Origin of the sequence: Rubritalea profundi (assembly GCF_002954445.1) — a bacterium.
In the GTDB taxonomy this organism is placed as follows: domain Bacteria; phylum Verrucomicrobiota; class Verrucomicrobiia; order Verrucomicrobiales; family Akkermansiaceae; genus Rubritalea; species Rubritalea profundi.
In genome coordinates this window covers 1,709,781-1,732,397 of sequence record NZ_MQWA01000001.1, presented here as the reverse complement: position 1 = coordinate 1,732,397, position 22,617 = coordinate 1,709,781, and the positions used below count along the sequence as shown (strand labels likewise).

26 protein-coding genes are annotated in these 22,617 nt (G+C 48.3%); 16 read left to right on the top strand and 10 right to left on the bottom strand.

Annotated features, from left to right (window positions below; genetic code table 11):
- The first annotated feature begins 102 nt into the window (after positions 1 to 102).
- The gene (gene mnmG, locus BSZ32_RS07620; RefSeq protein WP_105042890.1) at positions 103 to 1,974 is read left to right on the top strand and encodes a tRNA uridine-5-carboxymethylaminomethyl(34) synthesis enzyme MnmG; all 1,872 of its coding nucleotides are present in this window, start codon (positions 103 to 105) and stop codon (positions 1,972 to 1,974) included.
- Complete coding sequence (locus BSZ32_RS07615) at positions 1,967 to 2,407, top strand: DUF1499 domain-containing protein (RefSeq protein WP_105042889.1); 441 nt, start codon at positions 1,967 to 1,969, stop codon at positions 2,405 to 2,407. Before mnmG ends, BSZ32_RS07615 begins: the two co-directional genes overlap by 8 nt.
- Positions 2,408 to 2,476: 69 nt before the next feature.
- On the opposite strand, the gene BSZ32_RS07610 is transcribed toward BSZ32_RS07615, so the two are convergent.
- Positions 2,477 to 2,914, bottom strand: coding sequence for an acyl-CoA thioesterase (locus tag BSZ32_RS07610; protein WP_240610584.1), 438 nt, complete (start codon positions 2,912 to 2,914; stop codon positions 2,477 to 2,479).
- A gap of 69 nt (positions 2,915 to 2,983) precedes the next feature.
- On the opposite strand from BSZ32_RS07610, the gene BSZ32_RS07605 reads away from it, so the two are divergent.
- The 5 genes from BSZ32_RS07605 to BSZ32_RS07590 all read left to right on the top strand — a co-directional run bounded on the left by BSZ32_RS07605 (position 2,984) and on the right by BSZ32_RS07590 (position 6,342).
- Positions 2,984 to 3,472, top strand: a complete 489-nt coding sequence (locus tag BSZ32_RS07605) for a hypothetical protein (protein ID WP_105042888.1) — start codon at positions 2,984 to 2,986, stop codon at positions 3,470 to 3,472.
- Positions 3,469 to 3,930, top strand: a complete 462-nt coding sequence (locus tag BSZ32_RS07600; protein WP_105042887.1) for a hypothetical protein — start codon at positions 3,469 to 3,471, stop codon at positions 3,928 to 3,930. Before BSZ32_RS07605 ends, BSZ32_RS07600 begins: the two co-directional genes overlap by 4 nt.
- A gap of 54 nt (positions 3,931 to 3,984) precedes the next feature.
- Positions 3,985 to 4,161, top strand: a complete 177-nt coding sequence (locus BSZ32_RS18770) for a hypothetical protein (protein WP_165788721.1) — start codon at positions 3,985 to 3,987, stop codon at positions 4,159 to 4,161.
- A 147-nt stretch (positions 4,162 to 4,308) separates the two neighbouring features.
- The gene (locus BSZ32_RS07595) at positions 4,309 to 4,797 is read left to right on the top strand and encodes a hypothetical protein (protein ID WP_105042886.1); all 489 of its coding nucleotides are present in this window, start codon (positions 4,309 to 4,311) and stop codon (positions 4,795 to 4,797) included.
- A 51-nt stretch (positions 4,798 to 4,848) separates the two neighbouring features.
- Positions 4,849 to 6,342, top strand: a complete 1,494-nt coding sequence (locus BSZ32_RS07590) for a trypsin-like peptidase domain-containing protein (RefSeq protein ID WP_105042885.1) — start codon at positions 4,849 to 4,851, stop codon at positions 6,340 to 6,342.
- A 209-nt stretch (positions 6,343 to 6,551) separates the two neighbouring features.
- On the opposite strand, the gene BSZ32_RS07585 is transcribed toward BSZ32_RS07590, so the two are convergent.
- Both BSZ32_RS07585 and BSZ32_RS07580 read right to left on the bottom strand, forming a co-directional pair.
- Positions 6,552 to 7,925 carry an FAD-binding oxidoreductase gene (locus BSZ32_RS07585; RefSeq protein ID WP_105042884.1) on the bottom strand — a complete coding sequence of 458 codons (1,374 nt, stop codon included), beginning with the start codon at positions 7,923 to 7,925 and terminating at the stop codon, positions 6,552 to 6,554.
- A 104-nt stretch (positions 7,926 to 8,029) separates the two neighbouring features.
- Positions 8,030 to 8,632: a hypothetical protein gene (locus BSZ32_RS07580; RefSeq protein ID WP_105042883.1), complete on the bottom strand. Its 603-nt coding sequence runs from the start codon at positions 8,630 to 8,632 to the stop codon at positions 8,030 to 8,032.
- Positions 8,633 to 9,089: 457 nt separating this feature from the next.
- Between BSZ32_RS07580 and ribD the strand changes: the two genes are divergently transcribed.
- Positions 9,090 to 10,142 carry a bifunctional diaminohydroxyphosphoribosylaminopyrimidine deaminase/5-amino-6-(5-phosphoribosylamino)uracil reductase RibD gene (gene ribD, locus BSZ32_RS07575; RefSeq protein WP_105044788.1) on the top strand — a complete coding sequence of 351 codons (1,053 nt, stop codon included), beginning with the start codon at positions 9,090 to 9,092 and terminating at the stop codon, positions 10,140 to 10,142.
- Positions 10,143 to 10,400: 258 nt separating this feature from the next.
- Here ribD and msrB read toward each other — a convergent pair whose 3' ends face one another.
- Positions 10,401 to 10,928 carry a peptide-methionine (R)-S-oxide reductase MsrB gene (msrB, locus tag BSZ32_RS07570; protein ID WP_105042882.1) on the bottom strand — a complete coding sequence of 176 codons (528 nt, stop codon included), beginning with the start codon at positions 10,926 to 10,928 and terminating at the stop codon, positions 10,401 to 10,403.
- 136 nt (positions 10,929 to 11,064) lie between these two features.
- Between msrB and BSZ32_RS07565 the strand changes: the two genes are divergently transcribed.
- From BSZ32_RS07565 to BSZ32_RS19715, 3 genes are all read left to right on the top strand, one after another.
- A complete protein-coding gene (locus tag BSZ32_RS07565; protein ID WP_105042881.1) occupies positions 11,065 to 12,111 on the top strand; it encodes a tRNA dihydrouridine synthase in 1,047 nt (348 codons plus the stop codon).
- A gap of 559 nt (positions 12,112 to 12,670) precedes the next feature.
- The gene (locus BSZ32_RS19720) at positions 12,671 to 12,919 is read left to right on the top strand and encodes a transposase (RefSeq protein WP_240610583.1); all 249 of its coding nucleotides are present in this window, start codon (positions 12,671 to 12,673) and stop codon (positions 12,917 to 12,919) included.
- Positions 12,916 to 13,116: a transposase gene (locus BSZ32_RS19715; protein ID WP_240610582.1), complete on the top strand. Its 201-nt coding sequence runs from the start codon at positions 12,916 to 12,918 to the stop codon at positions 13,114 to 13,116. The genes BSZ32_RS19720 and BSZ32_RS19715 overlap by 4 nt, the downstream gene beginning before the upstream one ends.
- Positions 13,117 to 13,461: 345 nt before the next feature.
- Here BSZ32_RS19715 and BSZ32_RS07555 read toward each other — a convergent pair whose 3' ends face one another.
- The 3 genes from BSZ32_RS07555 to BSZ32_RS07545 form a co-directional block, all read right to left on the bottom strand.
- A complete protein-coding gene (locus tag BSZ32_RS07555; RefSeq protein ID WP_129589652.1) occupies positions 13,462 to 14,127 on the bottom strand; it encodes a hypothetical protein in 666 nt (221 codons plus the stop codon).
- 229 nt (positions 14,128 to 14,356) lie between these two features.
- Entirely contained in the window at positions 14,357 to 14,854 is a 498-nt protein-coding gene (locus BSZ32_RS07550) for a hypothetical protein (RefSeq protein ID WP_105042879.1), read from the bottom strand.
- A gap of 11 nt (positions 14,855 to 14,865) precedes the next feature.
- Entirely contained in the window at positions 14,866 to 15,432 is a 567-nt protein-coding gene (locus tag BSZ32_RS07545; protein ID WP_105044787.1) for a DNA-3-methyladenine glycosylase I, read from the bottom strand.
- A 309-nt stretch (positions 15,433 to 15,741) separates the two neighbouring features.
- Between BSZ32_RS07545 and BSZ32_RS07540 the strand changes: the two genes are divergently transcribed.
- The 4 genes from BSZ32_RS07540 (at position 15,742) to BSZ32_RS07525 (ending at position 18,230) form a co-directional block, all read left to right on the top strand.
- Positions 15,742 to 16,044 (top strand): ArsR/SmtB family transcription factor, encoded by a 303-nt coding sequence (locus tag BSZ32_RS07540; RefSeq protein WP_105042878.1) that lies wholly within the window; start codon positions 15,742 to 15,744, stop codon positions 16,042 to 16,044.
- Positions 16,045 to 16,124: 80 nt separating this feature from the next.
- Complete coding sequence (locus BSZ32_RS07535; RefSeq protein WP_105042877.1) at positions 16,125 to 16,562, top strand: DUF5069 domain-containing protein; 438 nt, start codon at positions 16,125 to 16,127, stop codon at positions 16,560 to 16,562.
- Between the two features lie 59 nt (positions 16,563 to 16,621).
- Positions 16,622 to 17,503, top strand: coding sequence for an NAD(P)-dependent oxidoreductase (locus BSZ32_RS07530; protein ID WP_105042876.1), 882 nt, complete (start codon positions 16,622 to 16,624; stop codon positions 17,501 to 17,503).
- A 13-nt stretch (positions 17,504 to 17,516) separates the two neighbouring features.
- Positions 17,517 to 18,230, top strand: a complete 714-nt coding sequence (locus tag BSZ32_RS07525; protein WP_105042875.1) for an alpha/beta hydrolase family protein — start codon at positions 17,517 to 17,519, stop codon at positions 18,228 to 18,230.
- Between the two features lie 594 nt (positions 18,231 to 18,824).
- Here BSZ32_RS07525 and BSZ32_RS07520 read toward each other — a convergent pair.
- A complete protein-coding gene (locus BSZ32_RS07520; RefSeq protein WP_105042874.1) occupies positions 18,825 to 19,574 on the bottom strand; it encodes a 3-keto-disaccharide hydrolase in 750 nt (249 codons plus the stop codon).
- Between the two features lie 378 nt (positions 19,575 to 19,952).
- Here BSZ32_RS07520 and BSZ32_RS07515 point away from each other — a divergent pair, with 378 nt between their 5' ends.
- On the top strand, positions 19,953 to 21,080 hold the full coding sequence (locus tag BSZ32_RS07515; protein ID WP_105042873.1) for a lactonase family protein: 1,128 nt from the start codon (positions 19,953 to 19,955) through the stop codon (positions 21,078 to 21,080).
- Between the two features lie 288 nt (positions 21,081 to 21,368).
- On the opposite strand, the gene BSZ32_RS07510 is transcribed toward BSZ32_RS07515, so the two are convergent.
- Both BSZ32_RS07510 and BSZ32_RS07505 read right to left on the bottom strand, forming a co-directional pair.
- Entirely contained in the window at positions 21,369 to 22,352 is a 984-nt protein-coding gene (locus BSZ32_RS07510; RefSeq protein WP_105042872.1) for a L,D-transpeptidase family protein, read from the bottom strand.
- A 50-nt stretch (positions 22,353 to 22,402) separates the two neighbouring features.
- Positions 22,403 to 22,617, bottom strand: a 215-nt coding sequence (locus BSZ32_RS07505; protein WP_165788720.1) for a PEP-CTERM sorting domain-containing protein, incomplete at its 5' end; no start/stop codon positions are given.

Genomic DNA, 22,617 nt, shown 5'->3' with positions numbered 1-22,617 from the left:
GAACAGCTTGATCACCACTTTAACTTCTTGTTCCACGTGGAACAACTAACTACATGAATACCTGCTTGCCTTCCTATAGCTCAGGAGTAAGTTTCTGCCGCTATGTTTCGCTACCCGAAAGAATACGACGTCCTCGTCATTGGTGCAGGTCACGCTGGTGTAGAAGCCGCGTTGGCTGCCGCACGCCTAGGCTGCTCAGTCGCAATGCTCACACAGAACCTCGACACCATTGGAGCTATGTCCTGCAACCCAGCGATTGGTGGGCTCGCCAAAGGGCACATAGTGCGTGAGATCGATGCGCTCGGCGGAGCCATGGGTCTAAACACAGATGCCACAGCTATCCAATTCCGCATGCTCAATGCTAAAAAGGGACCTAGCGTCAGAGCTCCACGAGCCCAGTGCGATAAGAAAGCATACCAATTCCGCATGAAGCGAATCATCGAGGGTCAAGAAAACCTCGATATGCACCAAGGGAATGTGGCTGAAATTCTAGTCAAGAACGACCAAGTCTATGGTATTCGCACCAACTTGGAAATGGAGATTCTAGCCAAATCAGTCATCCTATCCGCAGGCACATTCATGCGCGGTTTGATGCATGTTGGCCTCAAAAATGAAAAGGGTGGTCGCATGGGCGACGCCATTTCCACCGTCAGTGATAGCCTCAAAGAACTCGGATTTGAGGTGGATCGTTTCAAGACTGGAACCCCATGCCGCATCAATGGTCGCTCGATCGGCTACTCGAAGTGCGAGCGACAAGATGGTGATACACCAGTGTCTAACTTCTCTTACATGGCTCACACCTTAACGAAGAAGCCCAACGACATTTTCACTCTCAATCCTTTCGGCGACCCAGCGTTCCACGTGGAACAAGTTCCATGCTGGATTACCTATACCAATCCAAGGACCCACGAAATCATAGCCAACAACCTGCATCAATCGCCTATCTACTCAGGTAAGATTGAGTCTGTAGGGCCACGCTATTGTCCATCAATCGAAGACAAGGTAGTGAAGTTTGCTGAGAAAGAACGCCACCAAATTTTCATTGAGCCTGAAGGTCGCCACAGCCTAGAGTGCTACATCAATGGAGTTTCTACCTCACTCCCGTATGACGTGCAGCTCGACTTCATCCACTCGATCGTCGGTATGGAGAATGCTGAGATCATCCGCCCAGGCTACGCCGTGGAATACGACTACTGTCCGCCGACACAATTGCTACCAACCTTAGAAACAAAGCTGGTAGAGAACCTCTATTTTGCAGGGCAGATCAATGGCACCTCTGGCTACGAAGAAGCCGCAGCCCAGGGACTCATGGCTGGAACCAACGCCGCCTTCAAAGTGCGCGGTGAAGATCCCTATATTCTAGGCCGCGATGAATCCTACATCGGGGTCATGATCGATGACTTAGTCACCAAGGGCTGCAATGAGCCTTACCGCATGTTCACCAGCCGTGCTGAATATCGATTGCTGCTACGCCAAGACAACTCGGATCTGCGCCTCACACCGAGAGCGGCCGAGAGGGGGCTCGTCAGTGATGAACACAAGACATTCACTGAAGAAAAAATAGCCACCATAGCCGAAGCATCTGAGTTCATACGTCAGACAACTTACCAGTCCACGCGATTGAACAAGTGGTTCCGTCGTGCTGAGAATTCTTGGCAAGACCTCCCACAGGAAATGCGTGATAAATTCCCTGCCGATCTGTGGTCAGTTGTTGAAACTGATTTTAAATATGAAGGGCACATCGTACGACAACATAAGCAAGTCGAGCGACTCTCTAAAATGGAGCACAAGAAAATCCCCGACGACCTTGACTACTCAGAGATCAGCGGGCTCAAGAAGGAAGCTAATCATAACTTCTCTACCATCCGCCCCCAAACACTTGGACAGGCTGGGCGCATCACAGGCATTACTCCTGCAGATGTGACCTTACTCTCCATCTGGCTCGATAAAAAGAAGCGCGAACAAGATGCTTAATTGGGTAGAGCCAGTCGTGGTATTGTTGGGTGGGGGAGTGCTCTCACTCAAATTACTAGCGGTCTGGTCTCATACCCGCTATACCGCGCATGGTGTCGTTGATGGTAAACTGGCTCCTAACAATCTATCGCCCAATAGCGTTTGTAGCGAAGGAGAAACAGCTAACATCGCGCCGTTAGCAGCAGAACATGTTGATAGCTGGGAAAACCTACAAGACGCCGTAGAGAGCCTCTCAGGGCGGTTTATCTTAACAGAGGTAAACTACCTCCACGCAGTCTTCCGCACACCACTACTAGGTTTTGAAGAAGACTTTGAAGCCAGATACGATAAAGAAGCCGGCTGTATCCACCTGCGCTCAGCCAGCCGCGTCGGTTTCTCAGACATGGGCAGCAATGCGAAGAGAGTCGAGTCTCTGAAGAGACTGGTGGAATAGTTCACTGGTTGAACGGTTTATTGGTCAATAGTCAACAGTTGCGCCATACTTATGGAAACCCCCTAATTCCTACTCTCCCCACATTTCACGCCATTCCTTGGGCAGGCGTTGAGGACGACCAGCAGGCATTTGCACCATTGCTAATGCTTGGCAACAGGTGATAAGGCAGCGATCGATACCTTCTGCGTAAACCTCAAAGGAGACCCAGAACTTGACCTTTTCTAAACTTTCTAACCGACCTTTGATTGTCAACTTGTGGCCCAAAGTCGCTGGGTATTTGTAATCAATTTCAGTACGCACAACAACCGGGTAGAGGCCGGTGTCGGCCATCGATTTGAGGTTCATCCCCATTTTTTCAGTAGCCAACTTAGTGCGGCAGGTTTCAATCATTCTGAGATAGGCAATATTGTGGACTACACCACCGATATCGGTGTCGAAGAACATCACCTCTTCTTGAGTCTCGTAAACTGGCATCAATTCTGGCATGCGCACTTTTAGAGCTGGCATAATTATAGGACAAGCCGTAACTATCCTTGATTGTGTACGTATAAAGTTGGTAGACTACCGCATTTAGAAATGAAACAGTTCTTACTCGGCCTCGCCACACTCACTGTATGTGCTTCCAGCTCCTACGCTGCTAAATATATTGAACCAAACCTTGAGGGTAAGACCCTAGTCAAAATTGACCAAATCCCGCTCGATAGTAATACGATGCACTGGATGGCCATATACCTGACCGAGCTGGCCGAACAACAAGCGGGTAGTAAAGACCCTAAGAAACTCAAAGCCAGTGCAAAGCTCCTAGCTCTTGCAGAACAACTTGATAAATCACTGCTACAAGTCTCTGCAGCTAATTTGAAGCTCAAGCAGGGAACTCAAACTAAGCCAAACGAAAAGCTTAATAAGCATAAACAGAACCGTTTGCTTGGTATTTTAGAATACCTAGTAACTGAAGAATCAAACTCTGAGGGTAAAGTTTTAGTCCATCTCACTAAGGATGCCATAGCTGCTATAGCCCCACAAAATTCCCCACTGGCTCAGTTTTCAGCACCCGATCATCTTTGAAAAACTCCATTGCTAACTACGATAAACTCGACCACATTGATGCTCCTAAAATAGCTAGTAACGATCATGTCAAACACAGCGAGGTTGAAGCTATTTCTAAACCGAATATCGACACTCCAACGGCTAAAATAGAAGTCGAAAAACAACCTTCAACAGCTGAATGGAGAATCAAAGATCTCGTTGTCTTAGCTCCAATCACAACCTACGAACTTGTTGGTGAATATCACAGGCAAGTCTTCTCTAGCGGACTCAATAATATAAAAATTCAGATCAACCCATTCTCAGATCTGGGCGATAAAGAATCCACCTTTGCTTCGAAACCCTACTATATAAACGACTATCTAGCTCATCTCTCATGGAGTGTGATTAGGCCACTGCAGTCTCAGTGGGAAAATATTCCACCTTCAAAATTTTCTATCAGTTTAAATCAGGCCTATAGTTACCGCAGTGATAAATAAATAACCTCAAGTTCACTCGTTGTTGCACTAGATTCCGCATTACTTGGCTCACCATTGAAAAAGAACCTTCTAGTCATTTCATCTATAGATAAAAAAGCCAATTTCAAGCGCAGTCAAAAATTCTGGAAAACCCTCGCTCTACTTGCCGAAGAGGCGCGTGATTCACGTGTTCTTGTGGGCCAAAGTAGCGAAGACTACCTGCTCCAACTCCTTGCTCTCGGCCACCCATAATTTTTTATTCAAAATGAAGTCATTGAAGTAGAAAATCTAACACAGTCGCGCAAGCTAACTAGTAAAAAAGATCACGTAGATTACTCTGAAGCCACCACTCTTTTCGCAGAGGTTAAAAGCGCTATTGAACGCAAGTCTTTGCGCTCAATGACTGGAAACAAATACGTCAGAGAAAAGTTAGAAAAAGTCGTAGAAATCATGCCAAACCACCTTTCTGCTAAGATACTATTCGAATACGGATTACGCAAAAATCCTTCCCTGTTAGAAAGTAAGTATTTTGCCATTTCTATGAAATACCTCCTTGATTCGATCAACGGAAGACTCACTAGAGGTGGTGATGATTCATTCTCAGAGCGTTATGCGATGGAGCAAAGAGATGAAATATCCAAAGGTTTAGAAACTGTCAGAAACATCATCTCAACTGAAGATCGAAAAGTATACGATAAGGTCGATGAAATTTGCAAGATTCTTCACAGATTCAGCAGGGCTAAAAAAAAATCAACGGATGAAAGTAGGACTAGTACTACCTATTATTCTGAGGCTTCCATTAAGATTCTTCGTGAACTAAAATCTCTCAATAATGAAATCCAAGTCGACCTAGCTCGACTCAGTGGGACTCAGCTAAAAGAAGAATAACATTCGCTGCTTGCCGAATTTTTTCCACCCGCCATCCTTTCTTGCAGATATATGAAAGATGGTTATCGCAGATTTTTGGTCACCACCATCGTACTACTCAGTGCGTTTTTGGTCGTCGTCGTTTTACGTAAAATTTCCAACAGTCCTGGGTTGTTAGAATTTCTTCGAAATTCTGAACCCGTTTACCAACAAAACACACCCGATCAGGTCACGTTAAAACTTAAACCAGCGCTCACAAAAAAGGACGTCAGCATTCTGAGCCAGCTCAATGACGAATACACCCGTATCTCAGCAGCTGTCATGCCCTCCGTAGTAAGCATCAATACCGCTGGCCACGAAAGTAAGCGAGTGCGTGATAGATTTGGCCGTATATCCACTCTAAGAGAAGCAACCACAGGGCAGGGGTCTGGAGTGATTGTGAGCCGTGAAGGTCACGTCCTTACTAACTACCACGTGGTTGCTAGAATGGAGAAAATCGACGTGCGTTTAGCTGATGGGAGAACTTTTCAAGCTTCGATTATCGGCATGGACTCAGCTCTCGACATTGCTGTACTCAAACTGCAGAACGAAGGACCGTTCGAGGCTATCAGCTTTGGTGACTCAGATGCCGTCCGCGAGGGTAATATCGTACTCGCTTTCGGTAACCCATTTGGAATTGGTAAATCTATCACCCAAGGAGTCATATCTGCTCGTGAGCGTTCTATATCTGATTTACAAGGAGGATTACTTCAAAGCTCTGCTGCCATCAACCCTGGCTACTCTGGTGGACCATTAGTAAACATCTACGGTGAGATCATAGGCATCAACTCCAGTATCTTTACCAATGATGAGAAAAACCCAGGCTTCCAAGGAATTAGTTTCTCTATTCCATCTAACATTGCCCAACGTACCCTTATAGACATTATCAAACGTGGTCGCCCAGTCCGTGGTTTCCTAGGCGTTTCATTCAGCGTTAGTGAGCGCACGGCGCACAGCATTGTCGTATCAAAAAAATATGGCGCATTGATCGATGATGTAGGCCCACGCACACCTGCAGCCAAGGCTGGACTCAAAAAAAATGACATCGTCATCAGCTATGACAAGCGACCCGTCCGTGACCCAGATCATCTCATTGGCTTAATCCAACGCAGCGAAGTAGCAAAGCTAGTAGAGATCAAAGTCTGGCGCAACAAACGAGAAGTAGACACCACCGTCACGCTTGAAGAATTTAACAAAGACCTCGCTACAGTCCCAGCATCAAGAATTGACCAATCCGAGAAAATCCTCCGCAGTATGGGAGTGGCCGTTACCTACCTCAGTACGCGCCACCGTCGCTCAGGAATCTCAGGAGTTCGCGTCACTAGAGTGATGGATAAATCAGCCGCCGTGGGCAGTATCCAACCTAACGATATCATTTATCAAGTGAACCAATACCGAATCAACCAGCCTAACGAATTCTACGATCTCATTGGTATGACAGCTACAAAAATGGAGACAGAAATCTATGTGATCCGCAATGGCAAGGTGCTCAGCCAACCGATCATCATTTCTAGGTTAGAACTCTAACTTCTACTCAGCAGAATCGGAGTCACCATACTTTTAGATCATTGACGCCCACCATTGTCGAAAGTCTCAAATCAAAGAGATCGCGTGGTCGCAATAGATAGGCTCACAAAGTCCCCAGACTTTGCTAGCTCGACATTGGACTCTCCGACCTTAGACACTTTGTCAATCTGGTAAAGACAGCTCGGCGATAGATCAGCCTCTACCAATTATTAATCCAAGAATTTTCCTGGATTGAGAATTCCTTTTGGATCCATTGCCTGCTTGATCTGTTTATGCATAGCAAAGCTTACTGGACCTAGCGCTTGCTTTATCCACGGCTTCTTAGCTAGGCCTACGCCGTGCTCACCAGTGATAGCTCCATCGTGTTCTAGCACCCATGTGAATAGCTTATCGACTGCTGCATCGGCACGCTTCTTTATCACTGGATCTGAGTAGTCCTCGACCATTAGATTAGTATGGATATTACCATCACCCGCATGGCCAAAACACGCCACTGGAATTCCCGTGTCTTTCTGCAATTGACGGGCAAAGTTTACTAACTCTACCAACTTACTGCGAGGCACTACGATGTCTTCGTTCAGCTTGGTTAGACCTGTGTGTTTGAGTGAATACGAGAAATCCCTTCTAAGCTGCCAAATCTCCTCACAGGCGGCCTCGTCAGAGGCTTCGTTGATACGGAGTACCCCAAGCTCGTTCAAGAGCTTGGTGAGGCCTTCTAGCTCGTTTTTAACGGAACTCAAACGACCATCAATCTCGACCATCAAATAAGCATCGCCAGGAGGCAGGCTGTCTTCTCCTAAATAATCTCTAGCAGCAGCCAGCGTAAAGGCGTCTGTTATCTCCAGAGCACTCGGTAAAATACCAGCATCGAGTATCGCTTGAACCGCAGCTGCTGCCCCCGTAAAATCAACGAACGACGCACCTAACATTGCCCGCGTTTCAGGGTGGGGGATGATTCGCACAGTCGCTTCAGTCACGACGCCTAACATCCCTTCTGATCCACACATCAATGTGGTCAGATCAAAGCCTGTTTTGTTCTTATGACAACGGCCGCCGACGCGCATTATTTCACCCGTCGCAGTCACCACCTCGAGACCTAACACATATTGTTTTGTCACACCATACTTCAGGCAACGTGGCCCACCGGCATTGGTCGCGATGTTGCCACCTATCGAGCATTCTTTCAACGAGGCTGGATCTGGTGGATAGTACCAACCTTTGGTTCTAGCAGCTTCTTGTAAATGGCCAGTGATCACACCTGGCTGAACCACTGCGACACCATCGCCTGTGTTCACTTCGAGGATATCATTCATTTGTGCCACAGATAGGGCTATACCGCCGTTCACTGGCACGCAGCCGCCCACATAGCCTACTCCGGCTCCACGCGTGTATACCGGCACCTCGTGCTCATTTGCGTAGCGCAACACAGCTGCTACTTGTTCAGTGCTCTGGGCAAACACCACAACCTCGGGATCAGCCGCCGCATGCCACTTATCGATCCGATGCACTTCTAGGTCACCCTGGGAAATGGAAACAAACTCACTTGGTAGCAATTTGGATAAATCTTGGTAAATCTTACTCACTCGCGCAGCATAGGCATTCTTGCTCTAAAGTCAAAAGCCACTCACGTCTGCTGAGCTAGAACGTGAATGGCTTAGTTGATAAATTTCTTAACTAAGAATATTTTTTAGAACCCTTCGTCCTCTTTAGCCACCCGTTTTGCCGGAACTGAACGCGAAGCACGAGGCTTGATGCTAATCGCGTGTTGGTTAACCTTAGCAGTCGAGTTGCTAAGGTTCATGAGGTAGTCCAACACAACATTCGCAGGAACCTGCTTCATGTTCAATGTGACGGGTTTGTCCTTCAAGGTATTACTTTTATCATGAATTACAAAGTTAGGGATCACTTTGTCCTTACTCGTTTCTTTTATAAGCGTACTCAACATCCGTAGAGCATCGCCCAATGGCATCCTATCGAAATCTACCATCGGTAGAATAACGGCTACTAATTGCCTCTGGCCGGCTTTGATTTTAAATTCATTGCCACTACGCTTTAGCTTCAGTGCGAGAGCATATGCGGGACCATGGTTGCGATCTATAGCAAAAACATTCCGAAGTGCTGACTTCGATCTCTCGAGATCTCCATCTTGGTAGGCTTGTTCCGCTTGCTTGTAAAATGCCTCTACTTTGCGTGCTTGAGATTGACGGGCTTTGGAAATGGAGTCTTGTGCAATGAGCGTAGAGCACGACAATGCCAAGACCATCACGACTGGGGTCATGGAGTTTTTCATAAATAATTTATTTTGGGGGTTAGGTGTGTTTGCTAACCAACGCTATTGGCCAGCATCTTTACACTAGCAGACAGCTACTTTCACTCAAACAGTAAAGTGGATTACTCTTTTACCTTTTTAACAACGCAATGAACCACATTCAATGGTCTACTTGTTCACACGGTATATTATAATCTTTTTTAAATGAGATAAACATTCTTCTTCTTAAGCGTGTGAATAACTCTTAAATTTGGCTGTAACTCTATCAACCTTATAGTGAAAGTGGGTGTGAGTGTGTTGTGAATAACTTTTGAGTGGTATGGATAAGGTTGACTTAATCCCAATAAAACACTCAAAACTTATTCACAGTTATTACCAATTCACACTTTATTAACAACACAACGAAGACTTACACACACTTATTCACATGGATAATGAGAGCAAAACAGCCCCAAATCTAGCAGTTTCGAGCAGCCAAATGTCACCTTCAAATTACGATGAAAAATGGATGCTCAGAGCACTAGAAGAAGGGTGGAAAGGAATAGGTCTCACAAGCCCAAATCCTGCCGTAGGAGCTGTCGTCGTGAAGGACGAAATGGAATTAGGATCAGGCTACCACCATCGTACCGGCTTGCCTCATGCCGAGCGTGAAGCGATCGCGGACGTGGTGGCTAAACATGGTGCTGAAGTTTTGCATGGCGCGACGATTTATGTGACTTTGGAGCCCTGCTCGACTGTTGGCAGAACCCCAGCATGCACCTCGGGGATTTTAGAAAATAAAATTCGGAGAGTCGTTTATGGAGCGGTGGATCCTAACCCTAAACACGCTGGTGCAGCCGACACACTTTTACGAGGGCAGGGGATTGAGGTCACAGCAGGGGTGCTGCGCGAGGAATGCGAGAAGCTCCTGCGCCCCTTTGCCAAGCGCATCACCAGCGGACTTCCCTGGGTGATAGCAAAGACAGCCATGAGCCTGGATGGACGCATCACGAGACCACCGAGCGAGGGGCAGTGGCTCACCAGTCCAGAGTCACGAGAGGTCGTCCATCAGCTACGTGCTCAGGTCGATGCCATCATTGTTGGTGGCAAGACAGTGCGTCGCGATAATCCGCGCCTGACGCTGCGTAGTGAGAAAGGTGCAGCGGAAAAAGAACAACCGTGGCGCGTAGTTCTCACCCATACTGGCCGTGAATCCCTACCGCAGGACTTTCATTTATTCACCGATGAGTTTAAAAATAGAACACTCATCTATCAGGATAAACCACTTGCAGAAGTGCTCCGAGATCTGGCTGAGAAAGGCTGTAATAGCGTGTTGTTAGAATGCGGTGGGCGACTCATGCGCCAGTTCGCCGAGGCCGAACTCATCGATGAATACCAGCTCTTTTACGCTCCAATCATCACCGGTGGTGAAGACTTCGGCTTTGGCCTAGGTGACCATTTTAAAAGCAGCCTCACGCTCAAAGAAGTCCACTCCAGATCCATCGGTCAAGACACTCTCATCAGCGGAGTGGTTGTGAGGAGTGAGGAGTGAGGAGTGAGGAGTGTTCGGACCGGTGCTATGAAGCCTTGGGTTGTGTTGCGCGGATTACTCAGATGAAGACCGGCGAGTTACGTAGCGTGACCGTTCCGGTCACTCAAAACAGATCGCCGAAGGCCAAATTACCTATCTGTTGAGTAACCCAGAATACACCAGCGAGATGGGGTTCCTGCGGAGAGGTGGAAGCGTGCTGGTTCTGAAAACTTCCTCAGCTTCATCGCCCCAGCAGCTTTCAAATCTTTCGCGGTGAACTTATTTCTTCTCCTTATCAGGGACAAACTTCAGCACGATTCCGTTGATGCAAAACCGCTTATCGGTCGGGGTATTGAAACCTTCACCTTTGAAGACGTGGCCGAGGTGGGCGTCGCATTTCGCGCAGTTGACCTCGGTGCGTACCATGCCAGCGCTGATGTCATTCTTAGTCGTCACATTTTTCGCATTGGATGGGTCGTAGAATGACGGCCAACCGCAGCGGGCATCAAATTTTTCCTTCGAGCTAAACAGCTCGGCATTACAACCGACGCAGAAATACGTGCCCGCACCTTGGGCTTTAAATTGCTTATAGGCCTTACCATTAGCCGCCTCGGTTCCAGACTTTCTAGCGACTCGGTATTGCTCTGGAGTGAGTTGGGCTTTCCATTCGGCGTCGGTCTTTTCAACCTTCTCAGTGGGTTGTGCGGGCTTATCGTTGCTAGTTTCCATTGGTTCTTTTGGCTTTGATTGGCAGGAGGTGACAGTCATGGCCATTGCTGCGACGGTGGCGAGGAGTTTTATGGTCATAGAAGTAGGATGTTTCATCTCAGTTGTTTATTCTTACATTACATAGATTTCATAAATTGCACATTCTTTGTCTCAGGGTGGGTGGCAGGTGCCGCTTGATTCCACTGGCTGATCTGGTACATGCTGGAAACGCCCGATGCAGACACTCATTCCAGATCACCGCCCAGCGCTCGTTCTCGCACCTATGCAGGACATCACCGACCTCGCCTTCATGGGAGTGGTCGACAGCTATGGTGGTCCAGATTACTACGTCACCGAGTATTTTCGCGTCCATCGTGACTCGAGTTTGGAAAAAAAAATCCTCCGCTCGATCACCCAAAATGAGACAGGAAAGCCAGTCTTTGCCCAGATGATCGGGGAAGACATCAAAGCGCTCACCCGCACAGCAAAGCAGCTGATGCAGTATCCAGTCGCTGGGATAGACCTCAATCTAGGCTGCCCAGCTCCCACGGTGTATAAGAAAAATGCCGGCGGTGGACTGCTGAGGTTATTGGATCACGCCGATTCGATTCTTGGAGCACTGCGCGAGTGTGTAGACGGGAGATTCACCGTGAAGACCCGCGTAGGTTTCGAAACCCATGAGGAATTTGACGCCATTCTAGCAGTCTTCCAAAAGCACGACATCGACGCCCTCACCATCCACGGACGCACCGTGCGCGAGCAATACAGAACACCAGTCCACGCGAATCTGGTAAAACAGGCTGTGGACCTGATGAAGTGCCCAGTGATAGCCAATGGCAATGTGGTCAATGTAGCAACCGGCAAAGCCTACCACGCGCAAACAGGAGCCGCTGGGCTAATGGTCGGACGAGGAGCCATCCGCAGTCCCTGGCTTTTCCAACAACTCAAGGACAGCTACGAAGGCCGCCCAGTCGTGACCCCCACCCGCAAAGACCTTCACGGCTACGTCACCGCGCTCTACCACGCCGTCGCGGAAAATGAGAAACGCAAAACCTACGTCGAGGGCAGCCATGTCAATCGCATGAAAAAGTACATGGCCTACATCTCCCAGGGGATCGATGCCGAGTTCGAATACCAAATTCGCCGCGTGAAGACAGAATCCGACTTCTTCACCGCCTGCGACACCTTCATGTTAGACGACAGCAAACTCCCCGACACCCCACCAGTAGAATCAAAACTCTACTCCGGTTTCAGTAAGTTGTTAGAAGACGAAATCGCGTAGAAGAGCGCTTCCAGCCTCTTTGCTCCAAACTAGCTTTGGATGCGCTTTTTCCACCGCGAATGATACGAAAATTTCGAAAATGCAGTGCAATGAAACACCTCTACCACGAATCTCACCAATCCCACGAATGGTAGCAAGCAAGTAAAAATCCTACCTATGTTCTGATCAGCGTACTGGAATTACTAATTGGACTGGGTGATGAAGGCCAAGCTGAAATCGAGGTATATTATTGAGCTAATTGCGGTGGGAGAACCTTGGTTCCTTCTGGGAATTCTTGAAAGATATCGATATCTTGAGTTCCTCGTTTTTCTAAAATGATTCCATCTTCCATCTTCCATCTTCCATCTTCGGTCTTCGGTCTTCGGTCTTCGGTCTTCGGTCTTCGGTCTTCGGTCTTTGGTCTTCACTTCACCAAAGGTGAAACTCATACCAGCCTGGCTGAAGGGCACAGCCCAAACCCTAGGTCATCGTCATAAAAAACCACTTGGCTGAAAGCCAAGATCATCCACTTCATCTTTGAACTTGTGAGATACTAACAGGTGAAATAAGATCAACAACCATGTCCCAAAGTCTGTCGAAAATCGTTGTCCACCTGGTCTTCAGCACAAAGGATCGATTACCTTTTTTAAAGAACGAGATAAAACCCCGACTTCACGCCTATCTCTCCACACTTGCTCGCGATCATGATTGGCAATGCTACCGTGTGGGAGGCGTGGAAGACCACGTGCATCTGGCACTCAAACAGCCCAGAACTGCAATCTCAGCGACTTGGTGGGGCACATCAAATGCCAATCAACGATTTGGATGAAAAACGAAGGTGTCGGCGCATTTCATTGGCAACGTGGCTATGGAGCATTTTCAGTCAGCCCGACGGATCTATCAAAATTGTTAGGATACATTGATCAACAAGAAGAACACCACCAGAAGCTAACATTCCAGCAAGAGTGTAGAAAATTTCTCAATAAGTATCAGATCGATTATGATGAGAATTATGTATGGGACTAGGCGCGATGAGCTTGGCCTTCAGCCAAGTAATTCTACGGTGGTGAGGACCTAGGGTTTGGGCTTCGCCCTTCACCCTAGGCTGGTATGAATTTCGCCGTTGGCGAAAGAGCATTCGACCACAGTAGCAAGGAATGACTTGGCGAATAGAGGTTTCTTGGAGTGCTGAGGCTTGACTCAGCTCTTGAGGAGGGCTGTGGCTCGACACATGGGGTGCGGAACTGCGGAGGACTGGGTTTCATCTTTATGGGGAATCCGTGGAGAACGAAGAGGCGTTTGGCGACTCACCGGCCACGCGCGTCAAGCCACGCCAAACCCCAGAGCTGAGTCAAGCCTCAGCACTCCACATCAATTCGCTAACTGCGGTGGGAGAACCTTAACGCCTTCCGGAAGTTCTTTGAAGATATCGACGATTGAGTCTCCACGTCGTTCCAGGATATAGCCTTCATTTTGTTGATTTGGAGAATTACTAATTTGTGAAATATGCATGGCTTTTACCGAGCCATTGAATTTAGCGACGATGGCTTTTCCTTCCCAGACACTGGTATTGAATACTCCTGCTTCTGTTGAGCTATTGAAGGTAGTGGGGAGGTTTGCGGGGGAAGGTGTGGTGAGACCCATCACGTAGCCTGTCGTGTTTTCATTTTTTGTGAGTGGGCTAATATTGTTAGGGGGAGATGGACTCGCAGTATTTAAGGTGAGAGCATTTTGTTTGTTCCAGAACGTCTCTTCTTCATCGATTTTACCAGATTGAATCAATTCATCAAAACAGGCAGCGACAGTTGGTGATTTGCTTTCTAAATCGGTCGGGTAGAGTCCATCATGGTCTGAGGCATAGCTAGAGAGGGCTACGTAAATCTGTTTAAAATTACCATTGGCACTGGTGAGCTCGGCAGCACGTACTTGTTTCTGAATTGGTCCATAGGAGATGATTCCCAAAATGGCTAACAGCAGCACAGGAATCGACCATTGGGCGATTCTCATATTACGGGTGACGGGTGGTTTGTTTGTCATTTGACGAATTGATAAGAATGAGTGATAGAGTTGTACCTTAGCTCCCCTGATTACTTGGCTAGTTGCGGTGGGAGGACTTTGGTTCCTTCGGGGAGGTCTTTGAAGATATCGATTTCTCCGCGGCCACGTTTTTCAAGAATAGTACCGAACTTGGCACTGCCGTCCTCGTTGAGTGGAGAGCAAGATCCATAGCTGATTTTCGTATGTTTAACCGAGCCATTGAGTTTAGCTATGATGGCTTTTCCTTCCCATACACTGGTGTTGAAAATTCCTGCTTCTGTCGAGCTATCGAAAATAATGAGGAGGTTGGTCCTGGAGCGTGTCGTGAGTCCATCACGTAGCCTGTCGTGTTTTCATTTTCTGTGAGTGGGCTTATGTTATCAGGGCTGGCTTTACTCGCAGTACCTAAAGTGAGGGCATTATTCCTGTTCCAGAAACAATCTTCGTCGTCCATCACACGAGATTGGACCAGCTTATCAAAACATGCTGCCGCGGTTGGTGATTCATTTTCAAAATCTGTTGGATAGATACCGTCATGGTCTTTGGCATAGCTAAAGAGGGCTGTGTAGACTTGCTTGAAATAATTGTTGGCTGTCGTCATTTCCGCTGCACGAACCTGTTTCTGAATGGGCCCATAGGAGATTATTCCTAATATAGCTAACAGTAGGACAAGAATAGCCCATTGGGCGATTATCATATTACGGGTGACGGGTGGTTTTTCATTCATGACTTTTTCCTTTATCCCTTTTCCTTTACCCTAACAAAACACTCCTCCACATGATCATCGACCATGCCGATCGACTGCATGTAGGCGTAGATGATGGTGGGGCCGACGAAATTGAGTCCGCGCTTTTTTAGGTCCTTGCTGATGGTTTCAGCGAGAGGAATGAGGGCGGGGATTTCGTTGAGGTCTTTCCTGTGGTTGACGATCGGGGAGTGGTCGATCCAGCTCCAGAAGTAGTGGTCGAGCGAGCCGCATTCCTCTATCAGCTTGAGGACGGCAATGGCATTGCGGCGGGCTGAGTAGACTTTGAGCCGGTTTCTGATGATTGCTGGGTTGAGCAGAATTTCCTCCAGATCCTCATCGCTCATGGCAGCTACCTTTTTGACATCAAAGTTATGGAATAGCTCACGGTAGGCGGGACGTTTCTTGAGCACTGTGATCCACGAGAGACCAGCCTGTGCGCCTTCGAGAATGAGCATCTCAAATAGCCGTCGTTCATCGTGCAGCGGCACCCCCCATTCGTAGTCGTGGTAGTCGGTATAGATCGGGTCGTTAGAGCACCATTCGCAGCGGGGTTTCATGCGGAAAGTGTGGAGAGAGATGTGAGGAGTTTGAAGTTTATTTAATATCTTCTGAGACCCCATCGATAGAATTCACGTGTCAAAGGTCAGAAAGTCGAAAGTCCGTCTACAAAGTCTGGTGACTTTATTCCTAAGCAAAGAACTCGACTAGCTCCCTAGTCTGACAAAATCTGCGGTCAAGTAGTCAGGTTTCATCGTACAGGCTCTGAACACTGAACACTGCTAACTGAACACTTCCCCAAATCCTTCAAATCGACATTCCTCGATTTATGGTTTGCTGTTTTAGAGATTTGGATTTATATAAAGGGTATGCAGTTAGTCGAACTTCACAAAGCCCTGGCAAATGATACCCGCATGGATATCATGAGATGGATGAGTGATCCTGAGAAAAATTTCCGTCCACACAAGGATGGTAAAGATTTTTCAGATGGTGTCTGTGTGCAGGTTATTCAAGAAAAGACTGGGATGTCTCAGTCTACTGTATCGCACTACCTTTCGATTCTACAGCGCGCAAATCTCGTCATTACTGAGCGAGTGGGGAAGTGGACCTACTACAAAAGAAATGACGAAACCATTCGGGCGTTTTTGAGCGAATTGCAGCTGACTCTCTAATAGAGGTAGCTCATTTCTAAAGAAAACATATCGATAATCCTAGTTATCCAAACCAATAATACAACAAACCAAATAATACTATGAGCACTATCATTCCATTAATCAGTTCAGGCACATGTGGCCCTCTCGGCATTCTTCACCTACCACGCCTCTGGCAGAAAGTTTCTCTCGATGTTGCGGGCAAGCTCAATGCTGAATACCCAGCGATCGGCGGTGGCTACGACCAGATGCTTCTCGATGCTTTCGGTCTCAACAAAGAAGTATTCAGCGCATTCATGCAGAGCAAGCCAACCTACCCGCAGCTTGAGGCATGGCTTCTTGAGCAAAAGGGAGGTCAGCTCGACCAAGCAGCTCTCGAGGCATTCAATGCGAGCGTGTTAGGCTACAATCACACCGATGATACCCGTAAGGAAATCCTCGCGGCAAATGGCATCGAAGACAACGGCACTTTGCTCGATGCCGTGAACCTCAACAATCTCGATGATTGGTTGGGCTTCCACATCAATGTTATCAGGTAATCATTCCTAACATAACAGCGCTTCTGGTCGTTTCCAGGAGCGCTCATTTTTAAAAAATTATGAAACCAAGAATCGGAATAGTCGGAGCGGGCAGAATGGGCGCAAACATGGCGCGTCACCTCAACGATTCAGGCTACAACGTGGCTGTCGTGTACGATATCCACACACCAGTTGCGGAAGAACTCGCGCAAGAAGTTGGTGCTCAGTGTGCTAAAAATTTACCGTCCGTTACGGCCGCGGCAGATGTGGTGCTCACCGTGGTGAGCGATGATAATGCGATGCGTGACATTTTCAAAATCCAAGGCGACACACTTCTAGCCAATGCTGAGGGAGTGACCTTTATCAACTGCGCGACCCTGAGCCCAGAGGTGCATCAAGAGGCTGCTGAGGACGCAGCTGTAGTCGGTGCCAAGACGCTCGAGGCTGCGATGGCTTCAAGTATCGACCAAGCCCGTAACGGCACGCTCTATCTAATGGTGGGCGGTTCTGAGGCTGTGTTCCAAGAAAACAAGGAGCTACTCGAGGTACTTTCCGTGGCGCTCCGTCACACAGGCGATATCGGCTCAGCGGCCAAAGTGAAGGCGCTGGTCAATATGGTGATGAATATCAATACTGCGGCTCTAGCAGAAGGATTGGGGCTCGCCGATGCGCTGGGACTCGACCTCGGAATGGTGCGCGAAATTTTCTCACAAACTGGCGCTAACTCACGGGTGTTAGAAACGGATGCAGAGGACATGCAGATCCGTGACCACGCATGCTATTTCTCGTCTGCTCACGCCGCCAAGGACAGCGGGATCGCTAATGCGCTGGCAAACTCAGCAGAAATTGCTGTGCCGCTCTCACAGGCGACAGAGGCGCAGTACAAGAAGATGATCGAGCTTGGGCTCGGTGAATTGGATAAATCCGGCATCGCTGAACTGACCTTTAAGGGCCGTTCGTAGAGAATACTTTCTTATGAAGATTCATAATAAACACGGCGAGGTGATCGACCACGCATTCCACCCGACTGAGCGCGATGACGTGTTGGTGGTAGTAGCTCACGGAGTGACAGGGGACATGGATCGGCCATTGATTGTCGAGCTCACAAATCGGCTGGTAGCAGCTGGCTGGCCGTGCCTGCGCATTTCCTTTTCCGGTTGTGGTGCCTCAGAAGGTTCCTATGCAGATATGTGTATCAACAAGGAGGTCGATGATCTGCACGCGGTGTTAGACCAAGTCAAGGGCAGCAAAAAAGTAGCCTACATCGGTCACTCTATGGGTGGCGCTGTAGGTGCTCTAGCAGCAGCTAAAGACGATAGACTCAGCGTCCTCGTGTCGCTGGCTGGGATGGTGGACACCAAGGCATTTTGTGAAACTGAATTTGGCGATCAAGTACCTGATGAGGGCTACATGTGGGAGGACGAGAGCCTGCCGCTGAGCCAGACCTACGTCGATGACCTCCATAATATTGGCAACACGCTCACAGCTGCACGCGATATCCGCAGCCCGTGGCTCATGCTCCATGGTGACAAGGATGACGTCGTCCTACCAAAGGACAGCGAAAACCTTTTCCTCACCCTACGTGGCAAGAAAAAGCACGTCGTAATCGAAGGCGCCGACCATTGTTTCGAAGGTTTCTATGACCCTCTAGCAGCAGAAGTTGGCACGTGGCTTAAGGCTCACCTCTAAATCATAAAAGTCCGAACTCGTGGACCAACGAGTTCGACGACTTTTGTTGTGAGATAATTTCCGATAAAGTACCAATATAGGGAAGGTGGAAGCTAGAAAATGAGCACCACGGAACTCTCCATCAGTGCTTTAATAGCGCCGTTGGTGGACTAATTCGCAAAATACGGGAACTGCCGCTTGGAGCGCCGAGCCCCAGCTTGGCTCATAGAGTGGCAGCCGAGCTGGGGCTCGGCGCTCCCCAGATTAGACACACAATATCTGTGCAATGGCACGGTATCTCCACGTAGCGCGACCGTCTCGGTCGCTTAAATAATCCCAGCGAAGCTGCTGCCTCACACATAGCACACAGACTTCACTAACGAAGTGACGCGTGCCATTCAGTCCCGGCATCCCCACACAAACCTAGCTGAGATAGCCCACCACAGAGCCCAATCATTTTTAAGATCCCTTATAGACAAGGGATTAATCAACTTTCAGACTCATATAGCCTGTCTCATAGGTTATGCCTCTGAAGCCATTCAACGGTTCTATTTCCGTGACTTCCAGCGACGCCCTATTCTGGCCTGACTGATGGGCACGATATCCTCCAGTCGGTTAGAGTTCACGGATCCAGATGTTGCGGAACTCGATTGGGTCGTTGTGCCATTGCAGGCGGATGGGTGCTTTTTCTGGGTGGGTCTTTGGGTATTTGGCGAGAGTCTTATGGACTGTGGGACCGTAGAAATTTTGGTGGTTGTGGAGGACTACGCCATTGTGGATGACGGTGACGAATGCTGGGCTCACCAGTTTGCCTTCGGCATATTTTGGAGCGGTGAAAAGGATGTCATAACTTTGCCATTCTCCCTGTGCAGTGGAGGCATTCACCACGGGGGGAGTTTGCCCGTAGAGGGCTCCGGCTTGGCCGTCGGCGTAGGTGACATTGGTGTGGCTTTCCTGGACCTGGACTTCGTATTTATCCATCAGGAAGATGCCGCTGTTGCCGCCTTTTTGGTTTTTTATTTTGCGGCCAGCTGGAATCTTCCACTCGATGTGGAGTTGGCAATCGCCAAAGCTTTGTTTGGTGTGGTTGTCGCCGGGTGAGGCAATCAAGGAACCGTCGACGACTTTCCACGCTTTAGTGAAAGCGGAGGTATCTTTACCGTCGAAAAGGACCGTGGCGTCGGCAGGGGCAGGGGTGGTTACCGCTCCTTGGGTTTTGACCTTTTCTGGGGTTGGACGTGTGCCATCGTGGACTACGTAGTCGCTCCAAGGTTGTTTTGGGGTGTCCGGCTTTTTGCCAGGTTCAGTTGCGAGACAGATGGAGCCGATTCCGATGAAGAGGCTGGTGGAAAGTAATAGATTCATAGTAGTTGTTAGTGTTTGGGTAAATGATTTTAGCTACACCTAAAATCCAACTGTTTTAGGACTGGTAGTCCCACATTGGAAGTTGATATTTCGTGTAGATAGTTGTTCTTGATAGAATTAGAGTACGAAATTTATACTTGAGATCTGTAGCATTAATTACGACAAATTCACCTAAAATTAACGACATTCTCTATTTATACCATTTGAACAGTCAGATTGCCGCACCCATCTCGGCTCCGCTGACTATTTCATTCAACGTTAAAAACCTATCATTATGGTAAGATGACTCAATTGGTATTAGTCCTTAATGTGGCCCTCCACTCGACAGGGCATTGAGCTTCCCCTAAAGGCCGCTAACTGCTATTGTTTGAAATTATCATGAAACAATTATCTAGGATCGGTTTGATAGCTTTAGTGTGCTGCCAAATTTTAAATGCGGAACAACTTCATTTATATATTGGGAATGGCTCATCAGATGGAATTTCAAAGGCGTTGTTAGATACCGACACTGGTGTCATTTCAGAGCCTCGAATTACGAGTCCTGCTGTGTCCCCTAACTTCTTGGTATTTTCTAAGGGTAAACAATTTTGCTATAGTACAACTCGTAGCAAGCATAGTGATGGTAAATCGAACCTCGGAGGAGTGTCGGCTTATCTGAGAACTGAGGATGGGACTTTGGTTTTTCTCCAGAGTCGTCTAACGGGAGGAACTGGCGCCTGCCACGTAAGTCTAGATAGAACTGGGACCTGTTTGTTCTCCGCGAATTACGGCGCGGGAAAAGTATCTAGCTACAAGGTGAAAGTGGATGGAACTTTGAGCCCAGCTGTGAGTGTGATTGAACACAAAGGCAAAGGGCCTCACTTGCATCGACAAAAAAGCCCACATGCCCACTCGGCCTATGCGAGTGCTAATAACAAATTTGTCTACGCGGCGGATCTAGGGACAGATTCCATAGAGGTATACAGTCTAGATGAAAAAACTGCGGAACTGAAGAGTGTTGCAACAGTAGCATGCCCACCGGGAAGTGGCCCTCGGCACATGTGCTTCTCGCTCGATGGCTCATTTCTTTATGTCCTCAATGAGCTCAAACCATCGGTCACGACTTTCAAATGTGACTTAGCGAGTGGTGGTCTCACCATGGGTAAAACCATTCCATTGTTAGAAGATGGGGTGAAAAATATAGCATGCTCTGAGATTAGAATGAGCGATGACGGTCGATTCATCTATGCGGCGAACCGTGACTTGAAAAACGAGGGTAGAGATTCTATCTCGGTACTTTCGGTCGATGGCAGTGGTTCTCTGAAATTAATCCAGACCGCACCAGTCGGGGTATGGATTCCTCGCCACTTTGATATCACACCTGACGGTAGATTGCTGGTGGTGGCAGGTCAGAAGTCCAATGCCGTGGTGACCTTCCACCGAGACCCAGCAACAGGAATGCTTAAACCGACAGGAAAACGAATTGCTGTCAAACTACCGATGTGGATTGGCTTCGTGCGGCCATAAATAAAAAAGAATTCTGGCTAGCATCTTTGGATTTTAATTTTTTTTGTAATATGAGTAGCACTTGTATTTGGCTCGAAGAAGCCAAGCGAGATGCTGAAATCACATGGGTAGTGAGGTGGCTCTAGCTAGAAACAGAGAAAACCTAGGCATGCGGCTGTGCCTAGGCTGGTTTGAAATTCGCCATTGGCGAAGTTAGAGGAGGTATCACATTACACGACAGTTTTTGAGCTTCTATCCAGCCAGAGACTTTTCACAGGAAAAGTCCTAGAAATTGACCCGCAAGCAAGCTCACTTTTTCTTTTCCTCAGGTACGAGGACATTGAGTGGGCCTTTTGAACGAGTGGCCTCGGTGCTGGCATCATTTGTGGCCAACAGGATAGTACCGGGAGCGATCACAGTTCGAACGAGCTGACCAAAGTCTTTCGGCATCTCGATGCTATTTCTGAGACGGTCGACGGCATTGACCGGAGAACCGCCGTGGAGGGCTAGCATCGACCATGGGTGCAGAGGTTGACCAGTGGTTGATGATTTATTTTCGACGCCCTCAAGCATGAGGAAAATACCTTGTGGCATGTCGTCGCTGAGGGTCAGCGCCACAGGACTTTGACCGATTTGCACACCATTGCGGAATACGTAGACGGTCTTGTCGGCGTAGCTGAGCAGCATGTTGACTGGTCCTTCGGGGCTTTTGTTAGGCTCCCAGACCACACGACCTTTTGGCACAGGTCTGACTCCTACAACACTGCGACTATCGAGTAAAATCGAAGCGGGCTTTTTAGAGATTGCTGGAGTAGAGGCTTTCTCGCTGATCACTACAGTGGAGCCATTTCTGGTGGTGCCATAGAGTAGTTCAGAAAAGTCATAGGGCAGGCGGATGCAGCCTGCCGAGGCTGGGTGGCCCGGGAGCTTGCCAGCATGCATTGCGATGCCGGTCCAGGTGAGACGCTGCATGTAGGGCATCTTGGCGCCCTTGTAGATGTTTGACTCGTGCTTCTTCTTGCGTTGAAGAATAGTAAAAACGCCTGTTGGAGTTTCCTTGCCTGCACGACCAGTACTGACTGTCGAGCGGCCAATCTGTACGCCATTGCGGTAAACGTAGGCCATCTGGTCGTCGAGACTGACTACCATCAGGATTGGGCCCTTTGGTGCGCGCTCTGGTTGCCATTCGAACTGGCCAGGTTGGAGGGTTTCTTGTGCAGCTGAAAGGGTAGATGTAGCCGACAAAAGTGCGGCTCCGGCGAGGAAAGAGAGAAAAAAGGGTTTAGCCAACATGGTGCTAGACTAGAGAGTCGCTCACGAGCTTGGCAAGGCCAGATGTAGCTCTAGCGTTTTCTTCTGAGAAGAAATGTGCTCCCCGCAAGCATCAGCAATGCAGCAGAGCTTGGCTCGGGGATACTTGTGACTTCGAAGCTAAAAGTGTCAATATTTGCCGTGACGCTTTTCTTCGAGTTTTGGAATTCTTGCAGAGGAACATCGGCTCCGAATGTAATGGTGTAGCTTCCAGCTTGATCGATGATGATGAAGTCGTTATTAACCC

Bases quoted from the DNA above. Each gene is read 5' to 3' on its own strand.
- mnmG (WP_105042890.1), top strand. From the start codon at position 103: ATGTTTCGCTACCCGAAAGAATACGACGTCCTCGTCATTGGTGCAGGT.
- BSZ32_RS07615 (WP_105042889.1), top strand. From the start codon at position 1,967: ATGCTTAATTGGGTAGAGCCAGTCGTGGTATTGTTGGGTGGGGGAGTG.
- BSZ32_RS07610 (WP_240610584.1), bottom strand. From the start codon at position 2,914: ATGCCAGCTCTAAAAGTGCGCATGCCAGAATTGATGCCAGTTTACGAG.
- BSZ32_RS07605 (WP_105042888.1), top strand. From the start codon at position 2,984: ATGAAACAGTTCTTACTCGGCCTCGCCACACTCACTGTATGTGCTTCC.
- BSZ32_RS07595 (WP_105042886.1), top strand. From the start codon at position 4,309: ATGACTGGAAACAAATACGTCAGAGAAAAGTTAGAAAAAGTCGTAGAA.
- BSZ32_RS07590 (WP_105042885.1), top strand. From the start codon at position 4,849: ATGAAAGATGGTTATCGCAGATTTTTGGTCACCACCATCGTACTACTC.
- BSZ32_RS07580 (WP_105042883.1), bottom strand. From the start codon at position 8,632: ATGAAAAACTCCATGACCCCAGTCGTGATGGTCTTGGCATTGTCGTGC.
- ribD (WP_105044788.1), top strand. From the start codon at position 9,090: ATGTCACCTTCAAATTACGATGAAAAATGGATGCTCAGAGCACTAGAA.
- msrB (WP_105042882.1), bottom strand. From the start codon at position 10,928: ATGACCATAAAACTCCTCGCCACCGTCGCAGCAATGGCCATGACTGTC.
- BSZ32_RS07565 (WP_105042881.1), top strand. From the start codon at position 11,065: ATGCAGACACTCATTCCAGATCACCGCCCAGCGCTCGTTCTCGCACCT.
- BSZ32_RS19720 (WP_240610583.1), top strand. From the start codon at position 12,671: ATGTCCCAAAGTCTGTCGAAAATCGTTGTCCACCTGGTCTTCAGCACA.
- BSZ32_RS19715 (WP_240610582.1), top strand. From the start codon at position 12,916: ATGAAAAACGAAGGTGTCGGCGCATTTCATTGGCAACGTGGCTATGGA.
- BSZ32_RS07555 (WP_129589652.1), bottom strand. From the start codon at position 14,127: ATGACAAACAAACCACCCGTCACCCGTAATATGAGAATCGCCCAATGG.
- BSZ32_RS07550 (WP_105042879.1), bottom strand. From the start codon at position 14,854: ATGAATGAAAAACCACCCGTCACCCGTAATATGATAATCGCCCAATGG.
- BSZ32_RS07545 (WP_105044787.1), bottom strand. From the start codon at position 15,432: ATGAAACCCCGCTGCGAATGGTGCTCTAACGACCCGATCTATACCGAC.
- BSZ32_RS07540 (WP_105042878.1), top strand. From the start codon at position 15,742: ATGCAGTTAGTCGAACTTCACAAAGCCCTGGCAAATGATACCCGCATG.
- BSZ32_RS07535 (WP_105042877.1), top strand. From the start codon at position 16,125: ATGAGCACTATCATTCCATTAATCAGTTCAGGCACATGTGGCCCTCTC.
- BSZ32_RS07530 (WP_105042876.1), top strand. From the start codon at position 16,622: ATGAAACCAAGAATCGGAATAGTCGGAGCGGGCAGAATGGGCGCAAAC.
- BSZ32_RS07525 (WP_105042875.1), top strand. From the start codon at position 17,517: ATGAAGATTCATAATAAACACGGCGAGGTGATCGACCACGCATTCCAC.
- BSZ32_RS07520 (WP_105042874.1), bottom strand. From the start codon at position 19,574: ATGAATCTATTACTTTCCACCAGCCTCTTCATCGGAATCGGCTCCATC.
- BSZ32_RS07515 (WP_105042873.1), top strand. From the start codon at position 19,953: ATGAAACAATTATCTAGGATCGGTTTGATAGCTTTAGTGTGCTGCCAA.
- BSZ32_RS07510 (WP_105042872.1), bottom strand. From the start codon at position 22,352: ATGTTGGCTAAACCCTTTTTTCTCTCTTTCCTCGCCGGAGCCGCACTT.